At 54.2% G+C, this 18626-nt stretch carries 15 protein-coding genes; 5 read left to right on the forward strand and 10 right to left on the reverse strand.

Going from position 1 to position 18626, the window contains the following annotated elements; all coding sequences use genetic code 11:
- Window positions 1-92: 92 nt before the first annotated feature.
- Window positions 93-1883 carry a gamma-glutamyltransferase gene (gene ggt, locus CIK78_RS10445; RefSeq protein WP_096279766.1) on the forward strand — a complete coding sequence of 597 codons (1791 nt, stop codon included), beginning with the start codon at window positions 93-95 and terminating at the stop codon, window positions 1881-1883.
- Between the two features lie 4 nt (window positions 1884-1887).
- On the opposite strand, the gene CIK78_RS10450 is transcribed toward ggt, so the two are convergent.
- The 3 genes from CIK78_RS10450 to acnB form a co-directional block, all read right to left on the reverse strand.
- Window positions 1888-3774 carry a glycerophosphodiester phosphodiesterase family protein gene (locus CIK78_RS10450; RefSeq protein WP_225734426.1) on the reverse strand — a complete coding sequence of 629 codons (1887 nt, stop codon included), beginning with the start codon at window positions 3772-3774 and terminating at the stop codon, window positions 1888-1890.
- Window positions 3775-3890: 116 nt separating this feature from the next.
- Window positions 3891-4388: a ribonuclease E activity regulator RraA gene (gene rraA, locus CIK78_RS10455; RefSeq protein WP_096279770.1), complete on the reverse strand. Its 498-nt coding sequence runs from the start codon at window positions 4386-4388 to the stop codon at window positions 3891-3893.
- A 126-nt stretch (window positions 4389-4514) separates the two neighbouring features.
- On the reverse strand, window positions 4515-7118 hold the full coding sequence (gene acnB / locus CIK78_RS10460; RefSeq protein ID WP_096279772.1) for a bifunctional aconitate hydratase 2/2-methylisocitrate dehydratase: 2604 nt from the start codon (window positions 7116-7118) through the stop codon (window positions 4515-4517).
- 504 nt (window positions 7119-7622) lie between these two features.
- On the opposite strand from acnB, the gene CIK78_RS10465 reads away from it, so the two are divergent.
- Both CIK78_RS10465 and CIK78_RS10470 read left to right on the forward strand, forming a co-directional pair.
- A complete protein-coding gene (locus CIK78_RS10465; protein ID WP_096279775.1) occupies window positions 7623-8279 on the forward strand; it encodes a tRNA-(ms[2]io[6]A)-hydroxylase in 657 nt (218 codons plus the stop codon).
- 30 nt (window positions 8280-8309) lie between these two features.
- Window positions 8310-12209 carry an AAA family ATPase gene (locus CIK78_RS10470; RefSeq protein ID WP_096279777.1) on the forward strand — a complete coding sequence of 1300 codons (3900 nt, stop codon included), beginning with the start codon at window positions 8310-8312 and terminating at the stop codon, window positions 12207-12209.
- A gap of 17 nt (window positions 12210-12226) precedes the next feature.
- On the opposite strand, the gene CIK78_RS10475 is transcribed toward CIK78_RS10470, so the two are convergent.
- Genes CIK78_RS10475 through queC form a run of 4 tightly spaced genes read right to left on the reverse strand, consistent with a single transcriptional unit; the run spans window position 12227 to window position 14686 of the window.
- Window positions 12227-12484: a YkgJ family cysteine cluster protein gene (locus CIK78_RS10475; protein WP_096279779.1), complete on the reverse strand. Its 258-nt coding sequence runs from the start codon at window positions 12482-12484 to the stop codon at window positions 12227-12229.
- Window positions 12481-13332: a 6-carboxytetrahydropterin synthase gene (locus tag CIK78_RS10480; RefSeq protein ID WP_096279781.1), complete on the reverse strand. Its 852-nt coding sequence runs from the start codon at window positions 13330-13332 to the stop codon at window positions 12481-12483. Before CIK78_RS10480 ends, CIK78_RS10475 begins: the two co-directional genes overlap by 4 nt.
- Entirely contained in the window at window positions 13332-13976 is a 645-nt protein-coding gene (gene queE / locus CIK78_RS10485) for a 7-carboxy-7-deazaguanine synthase (protein WP_096279783.1), read from the reverse strand. Before queE ends, CIK78_RS10480 begins: the two co-directional genes overlap by 1 nt.
- A complete protein-coding gene (queC, locus tag CIK78_RS10490; RefSeq protein ID WP_096279785.1) occupies window positions 13976-14686 on the reverse strand; it encodes a 7-cyano-7-deazaguanine synthase QueC in 711 nt (236 codons plus the stop codon). Before queC ends, queE begins: the two co-directional genes overlap by 1 nt.
- Before the next feature lie 208 nt (window positions 14687-14894).
- On the opposite strand from queC, the gene CIK78_RS10495 reads away from it, so the two are divergent.
- The gene (locus CIK78_RS10495) at window positions 14895-15311 is read left to right on the forward strand and encodes an SRPBCC family protein (protein ID WP_096279787.1); all 417 of its coding nucleotides are present in this window, start codon (window positions 14895-14897) and stop codon (window positions 15309-15311) included.
- Window positions 15304-15972, forward strand: a complete 669-nt coding sequence (locus tag CIK78_RS10500) for a VTT domain-containing protein (protein ID WP_176483391.1) — start codon at window positions 15304-15306, stop codon at window positions 15970-15972. The genes CIK78_RS10495 and CIK78_RS10500 overlap by 8 nt, the downstream gene beginning before the upstream one ends.
- A gap of 8 nt (window positions 15973-15980) precedes the next feature.
- On the opposite strand, the gene CIK78_RS10505 is transcribed toward CIK78_RS10500, so the two are convergent.
- From CIK78_RS10505 to CIK78_RS10515, 3 genes are all read right to left on the reverse strand, one after another.
- Complete coding sequence (locus CIK78_RS10505; RefSeq protein ID WP_096279789.1) at window positions 15981-16220, reverse strand: DUF2789 domain-containing protein; 240 nt, start codon at window positions 16218-16220, stop codon at window positions 15981-15983.
- Between the two features lie 84 nt (window positions 16221-16304).
- Window positions 16305-17381, reverse strand: a complete 1077-nt coding sequence (locus tag CIK78_RS10510; protein ID WP_096279791.1) for an asparaginase — start codon at window positions 17379-17381, stop codon at window positions 16305-16307.
- A gap of 28 nt (window positions 17382-17409) precedes the next feature.
- Complete coding sequence (locus CIK78_RS10515; RefSeq protein ID WP_096279793.1) at window positions 17410-18621, reverse strand: MFS transporter; 1212 nt, start codon at window positions 18619-18621, stop codon at window positions 17410-17412.
- Window positions 18622-18626: the final 5 nt, after the last annotated feature.

Raw genomic sequence — 18626 nt, forward strand, 5'->3', positions numbered from 1 at the left:
GATCGCTATCATCAGTGATTTTTATAAGTAGCTTTTATAGATACTGTTATCGCCAGTTTGATCATTTCAAAAAAACGCGGGAGGGCGTTGTGATGTCCCCAAAACAGATGAAATTTGCACTGCCAAGTTTGCTGGTAGTGCCGATATATGGCTGGGGTTTTAGCTATGAAGCACCTTCAATCTCGCCTGAAGTCGAGTCGGGCTATGAAGAAAAGCCGGGTTGGTCCGCCGACTCATTTGCAGTCGCTGCAGCTAACCCGTTGGCGACCGACGCGGGCTACCAGATTTTAAAAGCTGGTGGTAACGCGATAGATGCCGCCATCGCAGTGCAGATGGTATTAAATTTGGTTGAGCCTCAATCCAGCGGGATTGGCGGCGGTGCTTTTTTGATGTATTACGATGGCGCAGACATTCGCGCTTACGATGGCCGCGAGACGGCGCCACAAGGCGTAACCGGTGAGCTATTCATGGAAGACGGCGAGCCCATAGCATTTATGGACGCGGTGGCCAGCGGGCTTTCAGTGGGTGTGCCGGGTACGCTTCGAATGCTTGAAAAAGCACATGCTGAACATGGTGAGCTGGCTTGGGAAGAACTATTTAAGCCCGCCATTACGCTAGCAGAGGAAGGGTTTGCTGTTAGCAATCGTCTGCATACTACCCTTGCTAGCGATGAATACCTGCGTCAAGACGCTCTAGCCAGCCAATTTTATTATGATGAGGAAGGCGAGCCCATCGCCGTGGGTGAAACGCTTAAAAACCCAGCCTTAGCAGAAATTTTCCGACGCGTAGCTGCCCAAGGCAGCGATGCTTTAAATGAAGGCGCGGTGGCAGAGGATATCGTAGCGCTGGTTCAGAGCCATCCTGAGCGTCCCGGCACCCTGACTCTGGAGGATATGAGCGGCTATGAAGCCGTTGACCGCGAGCCGCTGTGCACACCGTGGCAGCAGTGGGAAGTGTGTGGTTTTCCACCGCCGTCGTCTGGCCATCTAACCGTCATGCAGATTCTAGGCATGCTCGACCAGCAGCCGTTGCTTGAAGCGCCGTTAAATAATGGTGCTTCTAGCAGTGGGTGGTTGCATCAGTTCTTAGAAGCCTCGCGTTTAGCATTTGCGGACCGCGGTCGTTATATTGCGGACCCCGACTTTGTAGACGCACCCGGTGGCGATTGGTCGTTGATGCTGGCACCAAGCTATCTTCAGCAGCGCAGCGCGCTGATTGGCGAGATGAGCATGGGCGACAGCGCCGAGCCAGGTAATCCTGGTGAACTGGCGATAACCTGGGCTTCTCAGCCAGACCAGCCTGAATATGGTACTAGCCATATTAGTATTATCGACGAAGACGGCAATGCCGTAGCCATGACCACCACCATTGAACAAGCGTTTGGCTCACGAATTTTGTCCGACGGTGGTACAGGCTTAGCCGGTGGTTTCTTCCTCAATAATGAGCTGACCGATTTCTCATTTGAACCTGAGGTGGATGGTGAGCCGGTGGCCAATCGCGTAGAGCCGGGCAAGCGGCCGCGCTCTAGCATGAGCCCAACGCTAGTGTTTGACCAAGAAAGCGGCGAGCTAGTGGCAAGCTTAGGCTCGCCAGGTGGCGCAGCGATTATTCACTACACGGCCCGTACATTGGTTGCGCTGCGCGACTGGGGGCTCAATGCGCAAGAAGCACTGAATCTACCTCATGCGATTACCTTGGGCGGTGATGTGTTTGTTGAGGAGGGACGTTTTTCTGAAGCCACGATAGATGCGCTGCGCGAGCGCGGACACACCGTCAGCGAACGTGAGCTGACTAGCGGGCTGCAGGCCATTATGCGTCGTAAGGACGGCACGCTGTTTGGTGGTGCTGACCCGCGCCGTGAAGGCGTCGTTATGGGTGATTAGCGGTTTATTGGCGTAGCCAGTTACGCAATTTCACCAGCATTAGCGCACCGTCGCTTAACTCGCGGCGGTCGTGAATAAGCGCCGTTAAACGATCTGGGTAGTCGGTGATAATGGCATCGACACCCAGGTCGATTAAGGTCGACATTCGGGCACTGCTGTTAACCGTCCAGGCGTGTATCTCGTAACCATATAGCCTCGCTAAACGAATTTCCCCTTCAGTGATACGGTTGTGTCTTAACCCGAGCGCATCAAACTCGCGCCTATCTAGCGTTCCAGGAAGAATTAGCTGTGCCAGCAGCGTGACGCGCAGGGCTGGCGCTCGTTCATGAATATGCGTGAGTAAGGACGGCGACATGGTGGCAACGCGCGTAGCTAAAAGCGCATTGGGAAAACCGCACGCAGTGTATCCATCGAAGGCGCTTTGTTGGGTTGCCCAGCAGCGGTAGCGCAGATCACTCTCGGCATTTAAAGTATCTATCACGGCATCGGCTAATGCCTGTTCCTGACCAGGTGACGGCTTCATATCGATCATTAAGCCTGCCTTACCGCGCACAAGGCTGAGTGCTTCATCTAAGCCCGGTATGGTCTCGTTTTGAAAAGCATCGCCAAACCAGCTGCCAATATCATATTGGCTAAGCTGTTCTCGGGTTAAATCATCAAACTCACGGTTATCACCGGTTAATCTTGCCAAGCTTCGGTCATGGTAAAGCATAACCTGTTGATCTGTGCTCAAGCGGACGTCAATTTCGACATAGTCAGCGCCATCGATTAGCGCCTGATCGACGGCTGCCAGGGTATTTTCAGGCGCCACTATAGAGCTGCCGCGATGAGCAATGACGGCAACATTGTCTCGTATCTCAAAGCTATTGAGTATCCACCAGGCCTGCAGACCCGCAAAAATAAACACGCTAAGCTCAACTGCCCAGGCAAGCTTGCCTGCATTGGCATCTGTCGCTGGGGGCGCGGGACGAGGCTCATGATGAGCCAGCTGCATATAGAGGCATGCAGAAAGCAGCGCATTAGTCGCAATGCCGACAAAGGTAATGGTGAGCGTGAGTAGTACATAGCCAATTAAATACGCCAACATGGCGGGAATAAGTACTGCGCTGTGCTCGGGAAGCCACCACAACATTGGCGTGAAAAGACGGTCGAACAGCAAAGTAGCCAGGAAAGGTAGGCTAATAATAATCACTAACAGTAGAAGTACAGCCGCACCAATAGAGCGCCGCCAGCCTTGCGTTAGGCTAACACTACGCTTTAATGCCAGCCAAGGGGGACAATTTTCCAGCGCCACTAATGGAAGGGCCAGCAGCCAGCGTAGATAGAGCCACGATGCTGCCCATATCCAAACGGCGATTAGCGGCAGGGCGCATGCAATGAAATACCATAGTGCGGGTGGACGCACACGCTGTAAATAGTAGGGATCTATGCCGCTTAGCCACACGCTATAGAGCCAAGCAAGGGCTGCCATAAAGGGCGCTAGCAGAAGTAGATGCGTACCGACCTGGAGAAAGACCAGGCCCGCTAGGGCAGGCAGCCGGCGGGTGCTTAGCCAGAGTGCCTCAAGCGCGAGACGATAATGGTTGTCTCGCGGCCTGACCGCTACTTGTAGCATGCCGGCTTGCTGCCAGTAAATAATTAGAAACGTGAACCCAAGCCCAACCAGCATGCCGATAAGCCCCAGCGGGCTAAACAGCAGAGCGATCAGTTCATCGTTGGTCACTACGGTGCGATTTAGCTGGGCAAGCAAGCCACGTATCACCCAGGTAATAGCGGGCAGCAGCAGGGCCGAAGCGAGCAGAGTGAAAAATAAATGATAGGCGATCAATGGACGCAGATGATCGCGCAATGTGCGTAGTAAGGCAGAGCCAAGGTGGGTCAACGGCTGCATTGTCATTAAATGTTTAGAATGAATTACCAGAGTGGCAGCAACTGCCACGCCTGGCAAGAGGATCGTAGAAGAGCAACGTGGTTAAGCAAGCATTGGTCCGTTATGGCAAAATTCGCTTAAGATGGCGGCAGCTCGCGCTCAGCAAGGATGATGCCATTGTTATCTGCATACAGCCACTGGCCGGGTTTAAGCGTGACCCCAGCAAACACCACTGGCTCATCGCGCTGGCCTTCACCGTGTTTATTGCTTCTACGCGGATGGCTGCCTAGTGCTTGAACGCCGAGTGGAAGGTTGGCAAGAATATCAACATCGCGTACGCAGCCGTACATCACCACGCCCGCCCAGCCGTTTGCTACCGCTTGTTCTGCTAGCATATCGCCCAGCATGGCGCAGCGATATGATCCACCTGCGTCTACTACTAATACGGCACCGTTGCCGGGTTCGGTAACAGCTTGCTTAACCAGTGAGTTGTCTTCAAAACATTTGATGGTGCGGATAGGGCCATAAAAAGCGTCGAGACCACCAAAATTGGCAAACATGGGGTCAAGCACCGCAACGTCAGGATGTGCGTCGCATAGGTCCGGTGTCACGATTTGAATGGAATGGGGCATCATGCGCTCCTTATGCAAAAGAAAAAAACGCCCCGCTCTGTTACACAGTGGCGGGGCGTTCGGTCATCGACTCAGCCTGTGTGATAAGTCACGCTGGCTGTGATGGTGCGAGCATCGGCGATGGGGCGGTCAGGCTTCTTGCGAGACCGGAATCACGTTTGAGGCGATCTTCTGATACTCCTCAATTTCGTGAAAATTCATGTAACGATAAATCTCGCCAGCCATGGCGTCAAATTCACCCATATAACGTTGGTACTCTTCAACGCTGGGTAGGCGTCCTTCTACTGCGGCAACGGCAGCCAGCTCCGCAGAGGCGAGGTACACGTTAGCACCATCGCCAAGTCGGTTCGGGAAGTTACGTGTAGACGTGGACACCACGGTGCTCTTGGCAGCAACGCGGGCCTGGTTACCCATACACAGTGAACAGCCCGGCATTTCCATCCGCGCACCGGCGCGGCCGTAGATACCGTAGTAGCCTTCTTCGGTCAGCTGATGCTGATCCATTTTAGTCGGTGGTGCCAGCCAAAGGCGAGTTTTTAAACTACCTGCCGGCTGCTTTTCAAGCAATTTTCCGGCCGCACGGAAGTGACCGATATTAGTCATGCATGAGCCGATAAAGACCTCATCGATTTTCTGGCCCGCTACGTCAGATAGCAGGCGCGCATCGTCTGGATCATTCGGCGCACATAGAACCGGCTCTTTAATTTCAGCCAGATCAATTTCGATAATTTCAGCGTACTCGGCGTCTTTGTCAGCCCGCATCAGGCTTGGATTGGCAAGCCATGCTTCCATGCCTTCAATACGGCGACTAATCGTGCGCTCATCGCCATAGCCGTTGCCCATCATCCACTTCAGCAGCGTAATGTTGGACTTCAGATATTGTGTGACGCTCTCATCCGAAAGCGTAATCGAACAGCCGGCCGCTGAGCGCTCGGCAGATGCATCGGAAAGCTCAAACGCTTGCTCAACGGTCAAGTCTTCAAGGCCTTCGATTTCTAGCACACGGCCAGAGAAAGCGTTGATCTTATTCGACTTGTCGACGGTCAACAAGCCTTGTTTGATGGCGTAAAGCGGAATGGCGTGAACCAAATCGCGCAGCGTAACGCCTCGCTGGCGCTGGCCTTTAAAGCGAACCAGTACCGATTCCGGCATATCCAGCGGCATAACGCCCGTCGCCGCGGCAAAGGCTACCAAGCCTGAGCCTGCAGGGAAGGAAATGCCGAGCGGGAAGCGCGTATGTGAATCGCCACCGGTGCCGACAGTGTCAGGCAGCAGCATGCGGTTCAGCCAGCTGTGGATAATGCCATCGCCAGGACGCAGCGATACGCCGCCACGGTTCATAATGAAGTCGGGAAGAGTGTGGTGAGTGCCTACATCGACCGGCTTAGGATACGCGGCGGTGTGGCAGAAAGACTGCATGACCAAATCAGCTTGGAAGCCAAGACAAGCAAGATCTTTCAGCTCATCGCGGGTCATCGGGCCAGTCGTATCCTGTGAGCCAACGGTGGTCATCTTCGGCTCGCAATACATGCCCGGACGAACACCTTCCAGACCACACGCTTTACCCACCATTTTCTGCGCTAAGGTAAAGCCTTTGCCAGTATCTTTAGGCTGGTCGGGTAGGCGGAAAACCTCTGATGTTGGCAGCCCCAGTGATTCACGAGCTTTGCCTGTCAAGCCACGGCCAATGATCAGCGGAATACGACCGCCTGCGCGTACTTCGTCAAGAATCAACTGCGTTTTAAGCTCAAACGTGGTGACGACGTCGTCGGTACCGTGCTTGCACACTTTTCCCTGGTAGGGATAAATGTCGATAACATCGTTCATGTGCAGATTGGCTACGTCCATTTCAACCGGCAGAGCACCGGAATCTTCCATCGTATTGAAGAAGATAGGCGCGATTTTATTGCCAAAGCAGAAGCCGCCAGCGCGCTTATTCGGTGCGTAAGGAATATCGTCACCGAAGAACCATAAAACGGAGTTGGTGGCTGATTTACGTGAAGAGCCGGTGCCTACAACGTCGCCCACGTATACGACAGGAAAGCCCTGAGCTTTAACGTCTTCAATCTGCTTCAGCGGGCCCGTTGTGCCAGGCACTGCTGGCTCAATGCCATCACGCTCGTTTTTGAGCATCGCATTGGCGTGTAGCGGAATGTCGGGGCGTGACCAGGCATCTGGAGCCGGTGACAGATCATCCGTGTTCGTCTCACCCGGCACTTTAAACACGCTGAGGGTGATTTTCTCTGCTAGTGCAGGTTTAGACAGGAACCATTCAGCCTCTGCCCAGGATTCAATAACGTCTTTTGCAACGCTGTTGCCATTTTTGGCCCGCGCTTCAACATCGTGAAAGGCGTCGAACATAAGCAGCGTGTGCTTAAGCTGCTCGCCAGCTTCACGGGCTAGCTCTTCATTATCGAGCAGCTCAACCATCGAAACGATGTTGTAGCCGCCCTGCATGGTGCCGAGTAATTTGACAGCATGCACTTTATCGATCAGCGGAGACGTTGCTTCACCTTTAGCGATAGCGGTTAAAAAGCCCGCTTTGACATAGGCGGCTTCATCAACGCCTGGCGGTACCCGATTGGTGATCAGCTCGAGGATGAATTCCTCTTCGCCAGCCGGCGGTGTTTTCAGTAGCTCAACTAGTGAAGCGACTTGTTCGGCGTTTAGGGGCTTGGGCGGGACGCCCTCAGCGGCACGTTCCTCGGCATGCTGGCGGTAAGCTTCAATCACGTTGGGGCCCTCTCATTTGCTTTTTTCATTTTCATGGTAACGGTCTGCACGTTGCACGGTGTTAACTGCGCAGTGTTAAAAAGTGTGGCCGATCGCATGTAGTACACGCTTGACAAACAGCGTCTGGATGGATGGCTGAGATTCTACGACAAACTGTCGACAATGTTAAGCTGGCAAGCAGAACAGACACTTGTACTTTGTGCTGATGTTGCGGCGGCAACCCACTAAAAACATGTTTAATTAATCTTTTTAGTCTTAAATGGAGCACTTTTTTGCATTTTTTGGTGACAGCCTAGGCGTTTGGCGGGTGTGATTGTGGTTACAGCGCGTTACCATGGGTTGAGCTGCTACAGGCTATTGATGTGTTAATAAAAGACCTGGAGGCTTTTTAAGCTCTTCACTATATTAGTCATGCAAGTAAGCGTGCTAAGTAAATATCTGAGAACTAAGCGCCAAGCGCTTATGTGCTATACCATAATGATACGTGGGGTCGGTGGTTGTGTTATGTCGATACAGTTAAGTGCTTTGCAGGCCGCCTCTCATGGGCTTAGAGCCGATGATCTTCTGCCTGAAAGCCTCAATCAGTTCCTAGCCTGCGCTACGCCTGTCGCATGGCTGCAATGGGCGATCGAACATCCTGAAACGCTCTTAATTGACCATGCGCAGTGTGAAAAGAAAGCCGCATCGACGGCAATGAGCCTGCTCTATCGCTACGTCGATCAACCGCTGCTGCTGAGCAAAATGTCGCAGTTAGCGCGAGAAGAGCTGCTGCATTTTGAGCAAGTGATTTCGCTGATGGAGTCGAGAGGAGTGGCGTATCAGCATTTAACGGCTTCCCGCTACGCTGAGGGGCTTCGGCGGCATTTGCGCAGCAATGACCCTGAGCGTTTGATCGATATATTAATTATCGGGGCATTGATTGAAGCACGTAGCTGCGAGCGCTTTGCTTGCTTAATTCCCTATTTAGATGAAGAGCTCGCCAAGTTTTATCGCACGCTGGTGAAGTCTGAAGGTCGTCATTTTGAAGATTACCTAATGCTGGCTCGCCAGCAAACATCGAATGCAATCGATGATCGAATCGCTTTTTTTGTGGCGCGTGAAGCGGAGCTGATTACTTCGCCCGATACGGCTTTTCGTTTTCATAGCGGTGTGCCCGCTTAAGCCGCTACTAGCCTAGGCAGGATGTCTATCATGCGCGATGCTCGTGAGACTGATCAATTAACTCTTTTCGGCCATTTTTCGCTCACTCAAGGCGAGGATGCGCTAACTCATTTCAGCTACGACAAAGTCAAAGCCTTGCTCGTTTATCTGCTGCTGCATCGCCAGCCGGTTAATCGGGCGGCGCTAGCAGAGCTTTTGTGGCCCGACCAAGGGCTGTCCTCCGGTAGAACCAATTTGCGTCATGCGCTGCACTGTTTGCGCCAGTCGCTTGGTGAGAGCGCTGATCAGGTGCTAAGCGTGTCTCGTCAAACGATTGCCTTTCAACTGCCGGCAAACTGGCAGGTGGATTTGCATACCCTGCAGCAGCTGCTTGAGGGTCCGAGAGATTTAGACACCCTTGAGGCACTGATGTGTTGCTATCAAGGCGATCTGATTGAAGAGCTGCAGCTGTCCAGCTGTAGTGAGTTTCAGCGCTGGTTAGTGCAGGTACGTAATGAATGGCGCCAGCGCGTGGTTCGCTTTGCTGAGCAAGTGCTGGAGGCCCACGCTGACTTGCCGGGCGCTATTTTAGAAGCACTGGTGAGCCGGTTTTCCGGCTACGGTCCGTTTCACGAACGTTTGGTTCGCCAGTTGGCTGAGCAGAACAAAATGGCCGCTGCTCATGAGCACTACAATAGCTATTTACAGCTATTGGCGCTGTCAGGGCAGCAGCCGGAACCCAGCTTTGTGCAGTTGGCCAGCTTTTGGTCTGACGGCCATCACGACTCGCGCTTGATGAGTCCTCAGGGCGCTTTTTCTCGCGCACTGGCGGTTGATAGCAAACCACTGCGTGAAGATGAAATAGAGCTTCGCCAGCTTTCGGTCATGGCTATTCGGCTGCGCTTAAAAGGGGATTGGCAAGACCGTGCGGCGATGCGTAACTGCCTTGCGCTACAGCTAGAGCTATTGCGCTGGCTGGAGCAGCAGTGCCGCCACTTAGGCGGTTTCTGGCTGCCTGGCGCGACCGGTGGTTTAGGGTTAGCCTGCTTTGGCACCCATGGGCCTGCACACCAGCTTGCTGAATTAGTCGCGCTTTATGAGCATTGTCGTCAGGCGCTGCCGTTAGAAATCGTTCGTCACTGGGCGGGCGAAGGCAGTGTACCGCAATTTGAACTGGCCGCTGGTTTGCACAGCGGGCGAGTGGTGTATCTACCAGAGCGCCAATTGGCTGACCCGCTGGGCCAAGTCACGCAAACGTCGCTGGAATTGATGAGTGCGGCTGAAGGCAGTGAACTGGTTATTTCTCAAGAAGCGAGCCAGCACATGCCGCCAGCACTCGACCTTCAGCCACGATTAGTATCTCGTTTGATGGCCAGTGATGGCCGTGTGCGATTACGCGCACTGGTGCTGGGGCAAAATGAAGGCGGCCGCGATGCGCTACCGCCCAGCTTAGTCGGTCGCGAAACCGCACTGCGCACCCTGCGCGATGCGCTAGCCCGGGCCGGTATTGGCCTGCGTCAAAGCGTGCTGGTTCGCGGGCCCTCGGGCATGGGTAAATCTGCGCTCATGGTGGGTTTTCGCCAACTGGAGCTTAGCCGCGATGCGGCTATCTGCTGGCAGCCTACGACGCGTATGTCAGCACTTGATGCCTATGGCGTCGCCCGTACGCTGGTTAGCTGGTATCTAAAGCAGCCGTTAAGTGTAGAGATCATCCAGGCGCTACAAATAACGCTAGAATTAGAGCCTCTCGATCCTGATCGTCAGCATTTGTTGGAAGAGGCGCTGGGCGTACATAAAGTGCAAGAGATTACTCAGCTGGCGCAAAGCGGTGAAGCCGTAGAGCTAGTTGTCATGCTGCTGCATCGCTTAATTGAGCGCCAGGCAGAAACGCGCACGCTGGTGCTGATGATCGATGATCTTCAGTGGCTAGATGAACCTTCTTTTAAAGTGCTCTCCGGGTTGCAGGCACGTCTGCCTATCAATACCGCTTTTATGCTGGTTGCTAGTCACCATGGGCGTGATGCTCTACCGGTGAAGCTGCATTGGGATCAGAAAATTAGCTTGGGCAATCTTGATGCGCTGCAATCATCGCGGCTGCTGTCACAGCTTTCACGTCGCTACCGAATCCACCTAAGCCCGCGGCTGCGTAATCAAATTATAGAGCGCTGCGATGGCGTGCCGCTTTATATGCAGGAGATTTGTCGTCGCCTAGATATGGACCGTCGAGAAGGGCGCAGCGTCCATTTTGATGAGCTTCCCAAAGGGTTGTTGGGGCTGCTGGCTAGCCGGATTGATCAGCTAGAAGGTGATCGCGAAATTGCCCATGTCTCTGCCGTGCTTGGCAAGCGCTTCAGGCTGGACTTTCTGCTTGAGTGCAGCGGTTGGGATCAAGCGCGCCTTGGCCAGGCGCTTGAGCATATGCGGCTACTAGAAATTGTCGAACCGGTCGAGAATGACAGCGGTGTGCACGAGTATCAGTTTAGCCATCAGCTGCTTCAGGAGGCGGCCTATCTCTCTTGTCCGCGTGATGTGCGTGTCAAGCTACACCAACAGGTAGTCACTTTAATTGAGGAACGCTTTCCGGTGTGGATTAGTCGTCATCCAGGCGATTTTGCAACGCACCTCCGGCGTAGCGGTCACTATGCCCGTGGCGCACGCTATTTTGAATTGGCGTCTCGGGAAGCGCTTAAAGTGAGTGCTAATCGTACTGCGCTGCGTATGGCCGATGCTGGCTTGGCCAGTTTACGCCACGTAGATCACGAAATTGAGCGTGAAGTGAGCCTACTAACCGTGCGTGGCCAAGCGGCGTTTTCATTAGAAGGCCATGGTTCGCCTATCGCCCATGAGAGCTTTGTGCGCGCCCGTGAGCTGCTGCGCGAATCAGGCATTGATAGCTTGGAAGATCCAGAAGACTTAGAGCAGGTATTTTTAGTGAAGTGGGGGCTGTGGGTAGGGCGAAGCCAACGATATGCTCATGCGGACGCGTTTGCATTGGCTTCAACGCTTACTGATATTGCCGCACGCCTTGAAGACCCACGTTATCGTCGTTTGGCGGACTATGCGCGCGCTAACTGTGAGTATTGGGCAGGATGTATTCAGCAGGCGCACGATCATTTAGATGAAATTGATCCCCTCAATGCGCAGATGATGATTGAGTGGCTGCCTTTCTCTGATCATCCGCAGGTGTCGGCTGCCTGCTTTCAAGGCTGGGCGCTTTGTTTGCGCGGCGATTATCAACGCGCCGAGCGCCAAGTGTCTGCCGCCATTCGCTTGGCTGAAAAGATTGCTCATCCGGGTACGTTGGCAATGGCTCTACTCGTCGCCGCGGCGCTTTACCGTCAAATAGGTCATGTGCATTTAGCCGCGCGTCACGCCGAGCGGGCAGCGGCCATGACGGCCACCCCAGACCTGCAGCTGTGGCAAATTTCCGCACAGAGCATTCTTGGCTGGCAGCGAGCGCTGGTGGGAGACGCAGCAGGCTTAGTGCATATTCGCGACAGTTTGGACCAAATGGCTGAGCTTAATGGGCGCGACCGCTATCAGCGGCCGGCATTCTGGTATTCTGACGCCTGTATTGAGCTAGGCGAATTAAGCGCTGCAGACGATTATCTTGAGCAGTGCTTGGTGATTGCCCGTGAGCGTACGACGCTCTTTTTACCTGAGCTTGCCACCCAGCTGGCAAAAGTTCGCGGCTTGCTTGGCTACCCGGCTCATGAGGTGAAGGCGCTTGCACAAATGGCTATTTATCAGTCTCGAGAGCACGGCAATCGTCATCAGGAACTAGCGGCCTTAGAGCTATGGCTGACGCACATTGAACCTAATGATCAGCAGGCTAAAGACAGCTTTAGACGGTTATTGAGCGAGGTCAGCCACAGCGATGCGCCAGTGCTGACGCGCTGGGTCAGCTTATTAGACCGCCGTACGGCTATTCCGGTGGGTGCGGAAGGTTAGTGGCGAGCTTCGCCGCTTTAGCAGGTACTTTGTTCTAACCAGGTCAGTGTGGCGAGTGCCTCATCGCGGTGCTCGCCACAGACGCTGGGGTCAAAGTTAAAGCGCGTGCAAACGCTTGGGCGGCTAGGATCGCCAAATAGGCGACACAGGTTATGCTCATCCAACTGCACGCATCTTACGCCCGCCGGTTTGCCTGCCGGCATGCCGGGAATATAAGAGCTAATTGAAGGCGCGATGCAGCACGCGCCGCACCCCGCACGGCATCCTTCACTCATGGCGTAACACTGGGACTGGGCGTAGACATAGCAATAGCGCCTTTGTTAATACCTTCAAATGCCTGGATTCGCGTTGCTTGTCCGCTTTGCGTGGCAACTTGTTTCGCTAGCCAAACCGCTATATTTTCCACCGTGGTAGGGCCCGGCAATATCGTGCACTGCTGCTGAGGCAGGGTAATGACAAAATCGCCTTGAGCTGCCTGATAGCGGCAGGTAAGGCGCTCGTTATCCTGGGCGGCGATATCAGCCTCTTCGAGTAAGTAGCGGTTATTCAGCCACTCCGACCATTGCTGTTCAAGCTGTGGCTGACGTGCATTTTGCTGCCATATATACAGCCTGGAACGATGCCCGTGAGCAATGCGCTGACAGTTGCCGATATGGCGTTTGAGGCCGTGGCTATAGCCATACGAGGCACCTTCAGTGGCCTCTTCGCTTAGCGTTAGCGTAACGCTATGGACATTATCAGGCCGACGTTCGGTAAGTATCTGGCTTAAGTGCTCGGCTATACGGGGGGCGGTGATGGCAGGCCAGGGCAGTAAAGTAAATGCTTCCTTAGGGCCGCGGACTTCCATCGTGTAAGGCGCGGTAGCATTAACGCAGATACCTTCCGCGCAGTCCGTAATGCTTACGCCGGGTGCAAGCGTCGGCACTAGCAGAGTGTGATCTAACCCGCTGTCCAGCGTGCGCTTAATCCACGGTTTTACTTCACCAAAGTCAAACAGCATGCCGTCTTCGCCGAGCTCGCCATCGAGTATGGCGTCTACTTGCCAGCTGCAGCCCACCAAACCTTGCGTGGGGCACCAAAGAGAGACGTCGATATGCGTCAGTTGTTGAACGAATAAGGACATTAATCAAAACCTGCTAATTTGTGTATTTGCAGCGATAGGCGCCACTGGGGGTTGGCCATGCAATAGGCCGTCGCTTGGGCAACGGTAGACGCAGTTTTATTCAGTGGCGCAAGGTCCATGGGCTGTAGGTAGAAGTGAGTAAAGCTAAAGCCGCTAAACTGTTCTGGAGGTGCATCCGTCTGAGGGAAAACCAGCTTTAACTCATCCCCTTGCGTAACGGCTAGCGGATTGTTGCCTTTTGGGCTAACGCATAGCCAGTCGATACCAGCCGGTGGCGCTAGAGTGCCGTTGGTTTCTACCGCCACTTCAAAGCGGTGGCTGTGTAGGGCCTCTATGAGCGCCTCATCAAGCTGTAATAACGGCTCTCCACCGGTGAATACCACGTAGGGAGTCGCCTTATTATTTATCTCGGGCCACAGCGATACAATGTGTTCAGCGAGGGCGTTGGCGTCTGCAAACTTACCGCCATTTAGGCCGTTAGTACCGATAAAATCGGTATCGCAGAACGTGCATTTCGCCGTTGCGCGATCGGCCTCTCGGCCTGACCACAGATTACATCCGCTAAAGCGACAAAATACGCTCGCTCTGCCCGCCTGAGCGCCTTCTCCCTGGAGAGTGTAAAAGGCTTCTTTGACGTGATACATCAGCGCTGACCTGCTGCGACATCTGCGCTGTAGGGTAGTGGGTCCGTCACGCCATTAGCGGCAAAGGCCGTGAGTCGTTCAGTGCAGCTGCCGCAAACGCCACAGGCCTGTTCTCTACCTTCATAGCATGTCCAGGTATGGCGATAATCTAAGCCCATGGCCAAACCGTCGCGCAGAATATCTGCCTTGCTGGCAGAAAGGTAAGGAGCGTGCAGCTTTACAGGTTCGAAATTGGCAATGCCCGCTACGTGGTTCATAGCGTCAACAAATTCAGGGCGGCAGTCGGGGTAAAGAATATGATCGCCACCATGGGCGCCATAGTCGACTCGCCCAGCGCCAATATTAACCGCCTTGGCAATCGCCAACGATATCAAAATCATATTACGATTGGGCACGACGGTGGAGCGAAGATTGTTTTCGGCGTAGTCGCCCTGAGGCATGGCCTGGTGTGGATTAGTAAGCGCTGAATTATCGATCAAACCATGAATGGCGCGAATATCGACAACTTGATGAGGTAGCCCAAGCGCGTTACAAACTTGTCGGGCCGTATCTAGCTCGCGGGCATGGCGCTGACCGTAGTCGAAAGACAGCGCATGGACATTGAGCCCTTCACGCAGCGCGCGATGAAGCACGGTGTAAGAATCCATTCCGCCGGAATAGATAACAACGGTCGTGGTGCTGTCAGCAGCCACTGAGGGTGTTGATGACATAAGAAATACTCTTTGTCGGAGAATTTATTGATCGCGGGCCGTGATTAACGGCTGCGGCGTTCCGGGGTCCGGTCCGGAAGGGCAGCATTTTACGCAATCACCGCTAAACTGACCAGTTTTAGCGCATAATTATGCGAAATGCAGGGTTGGCGGGCAGCATTAATACCAACATGCTACGCTAATCGTCCATGCTGTTAGAGGGCAACCAATGGCTACCATTGAGCACAGTGAAATCGTTAATGCATCACCAGAGCGTGTGTTTGAACTGCTGCGCCGTGTGGAAGACTTTGCTGATTATTCAGATTTAATTCGCTCTATAGATACGCTGGGTGAGAACCGCTATCGGTGGCACGTTCGCGCTGTAGGTATGGATTGGGCATTTGATGTGCAGGTCACTGACATTCAGCCCCCGCATGTTCTCGCTTGGGAGTCGTTGGACGGCGTTAAGAATCAGGGCCGCTACCAGCTTAGAGGCGTGCCTGAAGGTACTGAAGTAGCGCTGACGCTGAGCTATGAAATTCGCAATCGGTTAATGGAAAGAGCCGTTAATAAAGCCGCTAAGCCGCTGGTCGGAAAAGTAAGCCGGCAGATTCTTGAGCGCGTAGAGGCAAGGCTGAATGAATAAAGCGCCGAGACATCCGTGGCGATGGGCGCTTGGCTTTGCATGCTGTGCCATGCTGGCTTATGTGTGGTTATGGTATTCGCCTGATTTGATGGCGATTAAGCAGTGGGCATCACAAGCATCGCATCACCCGGCGGTGATCGTTTCAGTGATGCTGATTATGGCAGCGACCTTAGCGATAGGGTTGCCCGGCAGTATCGGCCTATGGCTGATTGCGCCCTTTTACCCGCCGTTAATGGCCACTATGATGTTGACGCTAAGTAGCGTTGTGGGTGCATTGGGCGCTTATAAAATAGCGGCGAGGGCAGGCAAGCGCTGGAACCCCGGCGGTCTGACGTTAAAAGTCATGCACACGCTAGAGCAACGCAGTGATTTGATGACTCAGACGGCGCTGAGATTATTGCCAGGATTTCCACACTCGGTGATTAATTTTGCAGCCGGGTTGCGAGGCATTTCGCTAAAAACGTTTCTACTGGCGGCGGGGCTAGGCTTATCCGTGAAATGGAGTGTTTACAGTAGCGCCATTTACGGCGCGTTAGAGGCTATTGAAGAAGAAAATGCGCTGCAGTTTGATGTCGTGCTGCCGCTCATCGCCTTAGCATTATTGCTGCTAATAGGGGCTTGGTTCAGGCGTCGAATCGAAGCAGCGCAAGTTAATCGTTAGACAATACGTCAATGGGATTTGTGCAAAGAGGCGTCCAAGTGGTCAACCACCTCAGCCCAGTCGGCATCCTCAGCGACCGCTTCTTGCAGAAACTCTGCTTGCCCTTCATTCCAGCAGGGCGCTTCGGCAAGGGGCATTGTGCCGGGCAGCGGCGCATTACGCTGAATAAAGCGTTCGATTGAATCGGCATCAGATGCAAGGCCTAGCTGCTCGAAGAGCTCGCTGAAATGGTGAACCGGCTTTTCCATGATCTATTGCTCCTGCAAAGGGGACGTTACTCTACACCATAGCGTGAATCTCATCTTAAGCCAGTGTGCAAAGCGATCAGTGCGCTATCGTTCACCGACGAGGGGCGTCAAAAAGCGCTGGCGTTGATCGTCTAGAGATAGTGGCTGCGCTAGCAGATGCGCAAGCTTAGTGAACGCCGCTTCGGGCGTCATGTCATCGCCTGAAAGGATGCCTGCATCGCTAAGCCCATGCCCGGCCGCGTAAGCACCCAGGTGGATGCTACCTTGCTGGCACTGGCTAATCGCGGCTAATAGTTTGCCTTCGCCGCTGGCTTTGGCGAGCACGTTCAGCAAGCTAGGGTCGTCAGGCAGATTGCCAGCGCCCCATAGCTCCAGTAGCGCGCCCTTAACTCGCGAATCGCTTAGCCATGCGCCGAGTTGCCAGGCTGAAATGCCTGGCCAAAGCGTAATTCGTACGATTTCTCCACGGTCGACCAAACGGTAATCGGGTAATTCAAACCGAGGAGCGCCGCGCTGCTGCAGGCCAAGCCCGCGGCTAGGGTAATAAACGAAATCGTCGCCCACGCGCTCACCAAGTAGTGGATAGTTTGGGCTCGCAAACGCCTTCAGTGCTTGGCTGTGGTGCTTAATGGTGCGGGTGCCGCGCAAAAGCTGTCCCGCAAAGTAAATAGCCACTTCTTGTAATGCGGGATTGGCGGCGAACTGCAACGCACCGTGTAAATTATCCAGTGCGTCACTGCCGGGTGCTTCTAGTGGCAGCATAGAGCCGGTGAGAACCACGGGTCGATCCAAACCTAGGAGCTGATAAGCAAGGCCAGCAGCTGTCCAGCTCAGCGTATCGGTACCGTGAATAATCACAAAACCTGAGTAGGCCATCAGCCGCTCATTGATATCACTGGCTAGCTGTTGCCAGGTAAGCGGCGTTGCCGCACTTGAGTCAATCAAGGTAGCGTAGCTAATGACCTCATAAGACGGTAGGGCTTGGCGCTGTGCCAGAGATAGTCGGGCCAAGGCTGAGTCCATGCGGGAGGCGAAATCGCCGCTGGGTGCAAGCCCTTGCGCCTCTTGGCGCATGCCTATGGTTCCGCCGGTGTAGATAACTAAAATGCGTTCTTGACGGGGAATGTTGTCTGCAAGACGGGAGTAGGTGGCCATAGCCATCTCCTGTGGCTTTGTAGGAAATCGACGATCAGCCGGTGCGACCAACGCCCTGTGTTAGCAGTTCGCCGGTTTGATCGTCTAAGCGATGGTTGCGACCTGCCAGCAGGGCAAAACCGCAGCAAACGCCGATGAGTCCAATCAACAGCCAGGCGATGGTCGATGTGTCGGCACCGGCTTGAAGCAATACTCCGACGCCGAAAGGGCCTAAAGCTGCCAAGGTGTAACCGCCGCCCTGGACGAGGCCCGAAAGCTGCCCGGCTAGACGCGAGTTGGCGGTTCTTAACACTAATAGGCTTAGTGCAAGGCTAAAGCTGCCGCCTTGCCCAATGCCTAATATTGCCGCGCCAGGCCATTTCCACATTAACGGTGCAACCAGTAACATCCATAGGCCGACACCCGTGCACAGCAGGACCAGCAGCAGCGCAGGGCGTTGGTCGCGGCCCATTCGTGCAATCCATGGTGCGCCCAAAGCAGAGGCAAGCTGACACATAATCGAAACGGCCATTGTCCAGCCCGCATCGGCTTCGTTATAGCCGCGATCAACTAGCAGCGTCGGCAGCCAGCCAAAAACAATGTAGGCCATGGAGGACTGTAATCCCATAAACAGCATAACGTGCCAAGTGAGCGGCTGTTTAAGCAGGCGTAATGTGCCACTTTTTGAGCGAGTGGGGGAGGCTGTCAGCGCAGAGCGGGGCATTTGAAAATGCCATAAAGCGAGCGCAAAGAGTGCCAGTAGCGACCAGCTCATTAAACTTGCCTGCCAACTGCCAAGCAGCTGCGTTAGCGGTACGCTAAGCCCGGCCCCTAAGGCTCCCCCTAGGCACAGCGCCATGGTGTATAAGCCGGTGAGCAGATCTGCGCTATCGGGAAGTTCCCGCTTAACCAACGCAGGAAGTAGCGTGCCGCCAATGCCGATTGCGCTGCCAGCCATTGCCGAGCCGATAAAAAGCGCACCGGGAACGGGTAAGCCGCGCAAAATCAGTCCTGCAGCAAGTAATAGCAGCGCGGCACTAAGCGTACGTTCGCTGCCAATGCGTTTAGCTAGCAAAGGGGCAAGCGGGGCGGACAGGCCTAGGCATAGCACTGGAAGCGTTGTCAGCAACCCCGCGGCAGTAGCAGAAAGCCCTGCACTTTCTTGCAGGCGAGTTAATAACGGGGCAACCGATGACATGGCGGGGCGTAAATTCAGCCCCACCGCTACCATCAGTAAAATAAACGTAATCGAACGACGATTAGCCATTGACG

Source organism: Halomonas sp. JB37 (genome assembly GCF_002332255.1).
GTDB classification, from domain to species: Bacteria; Pseudomonadota; Gammaproteobacteria; order Pseudomonadales; family Halomonadaceae; genus Vreelandella; species Vreelandella casei.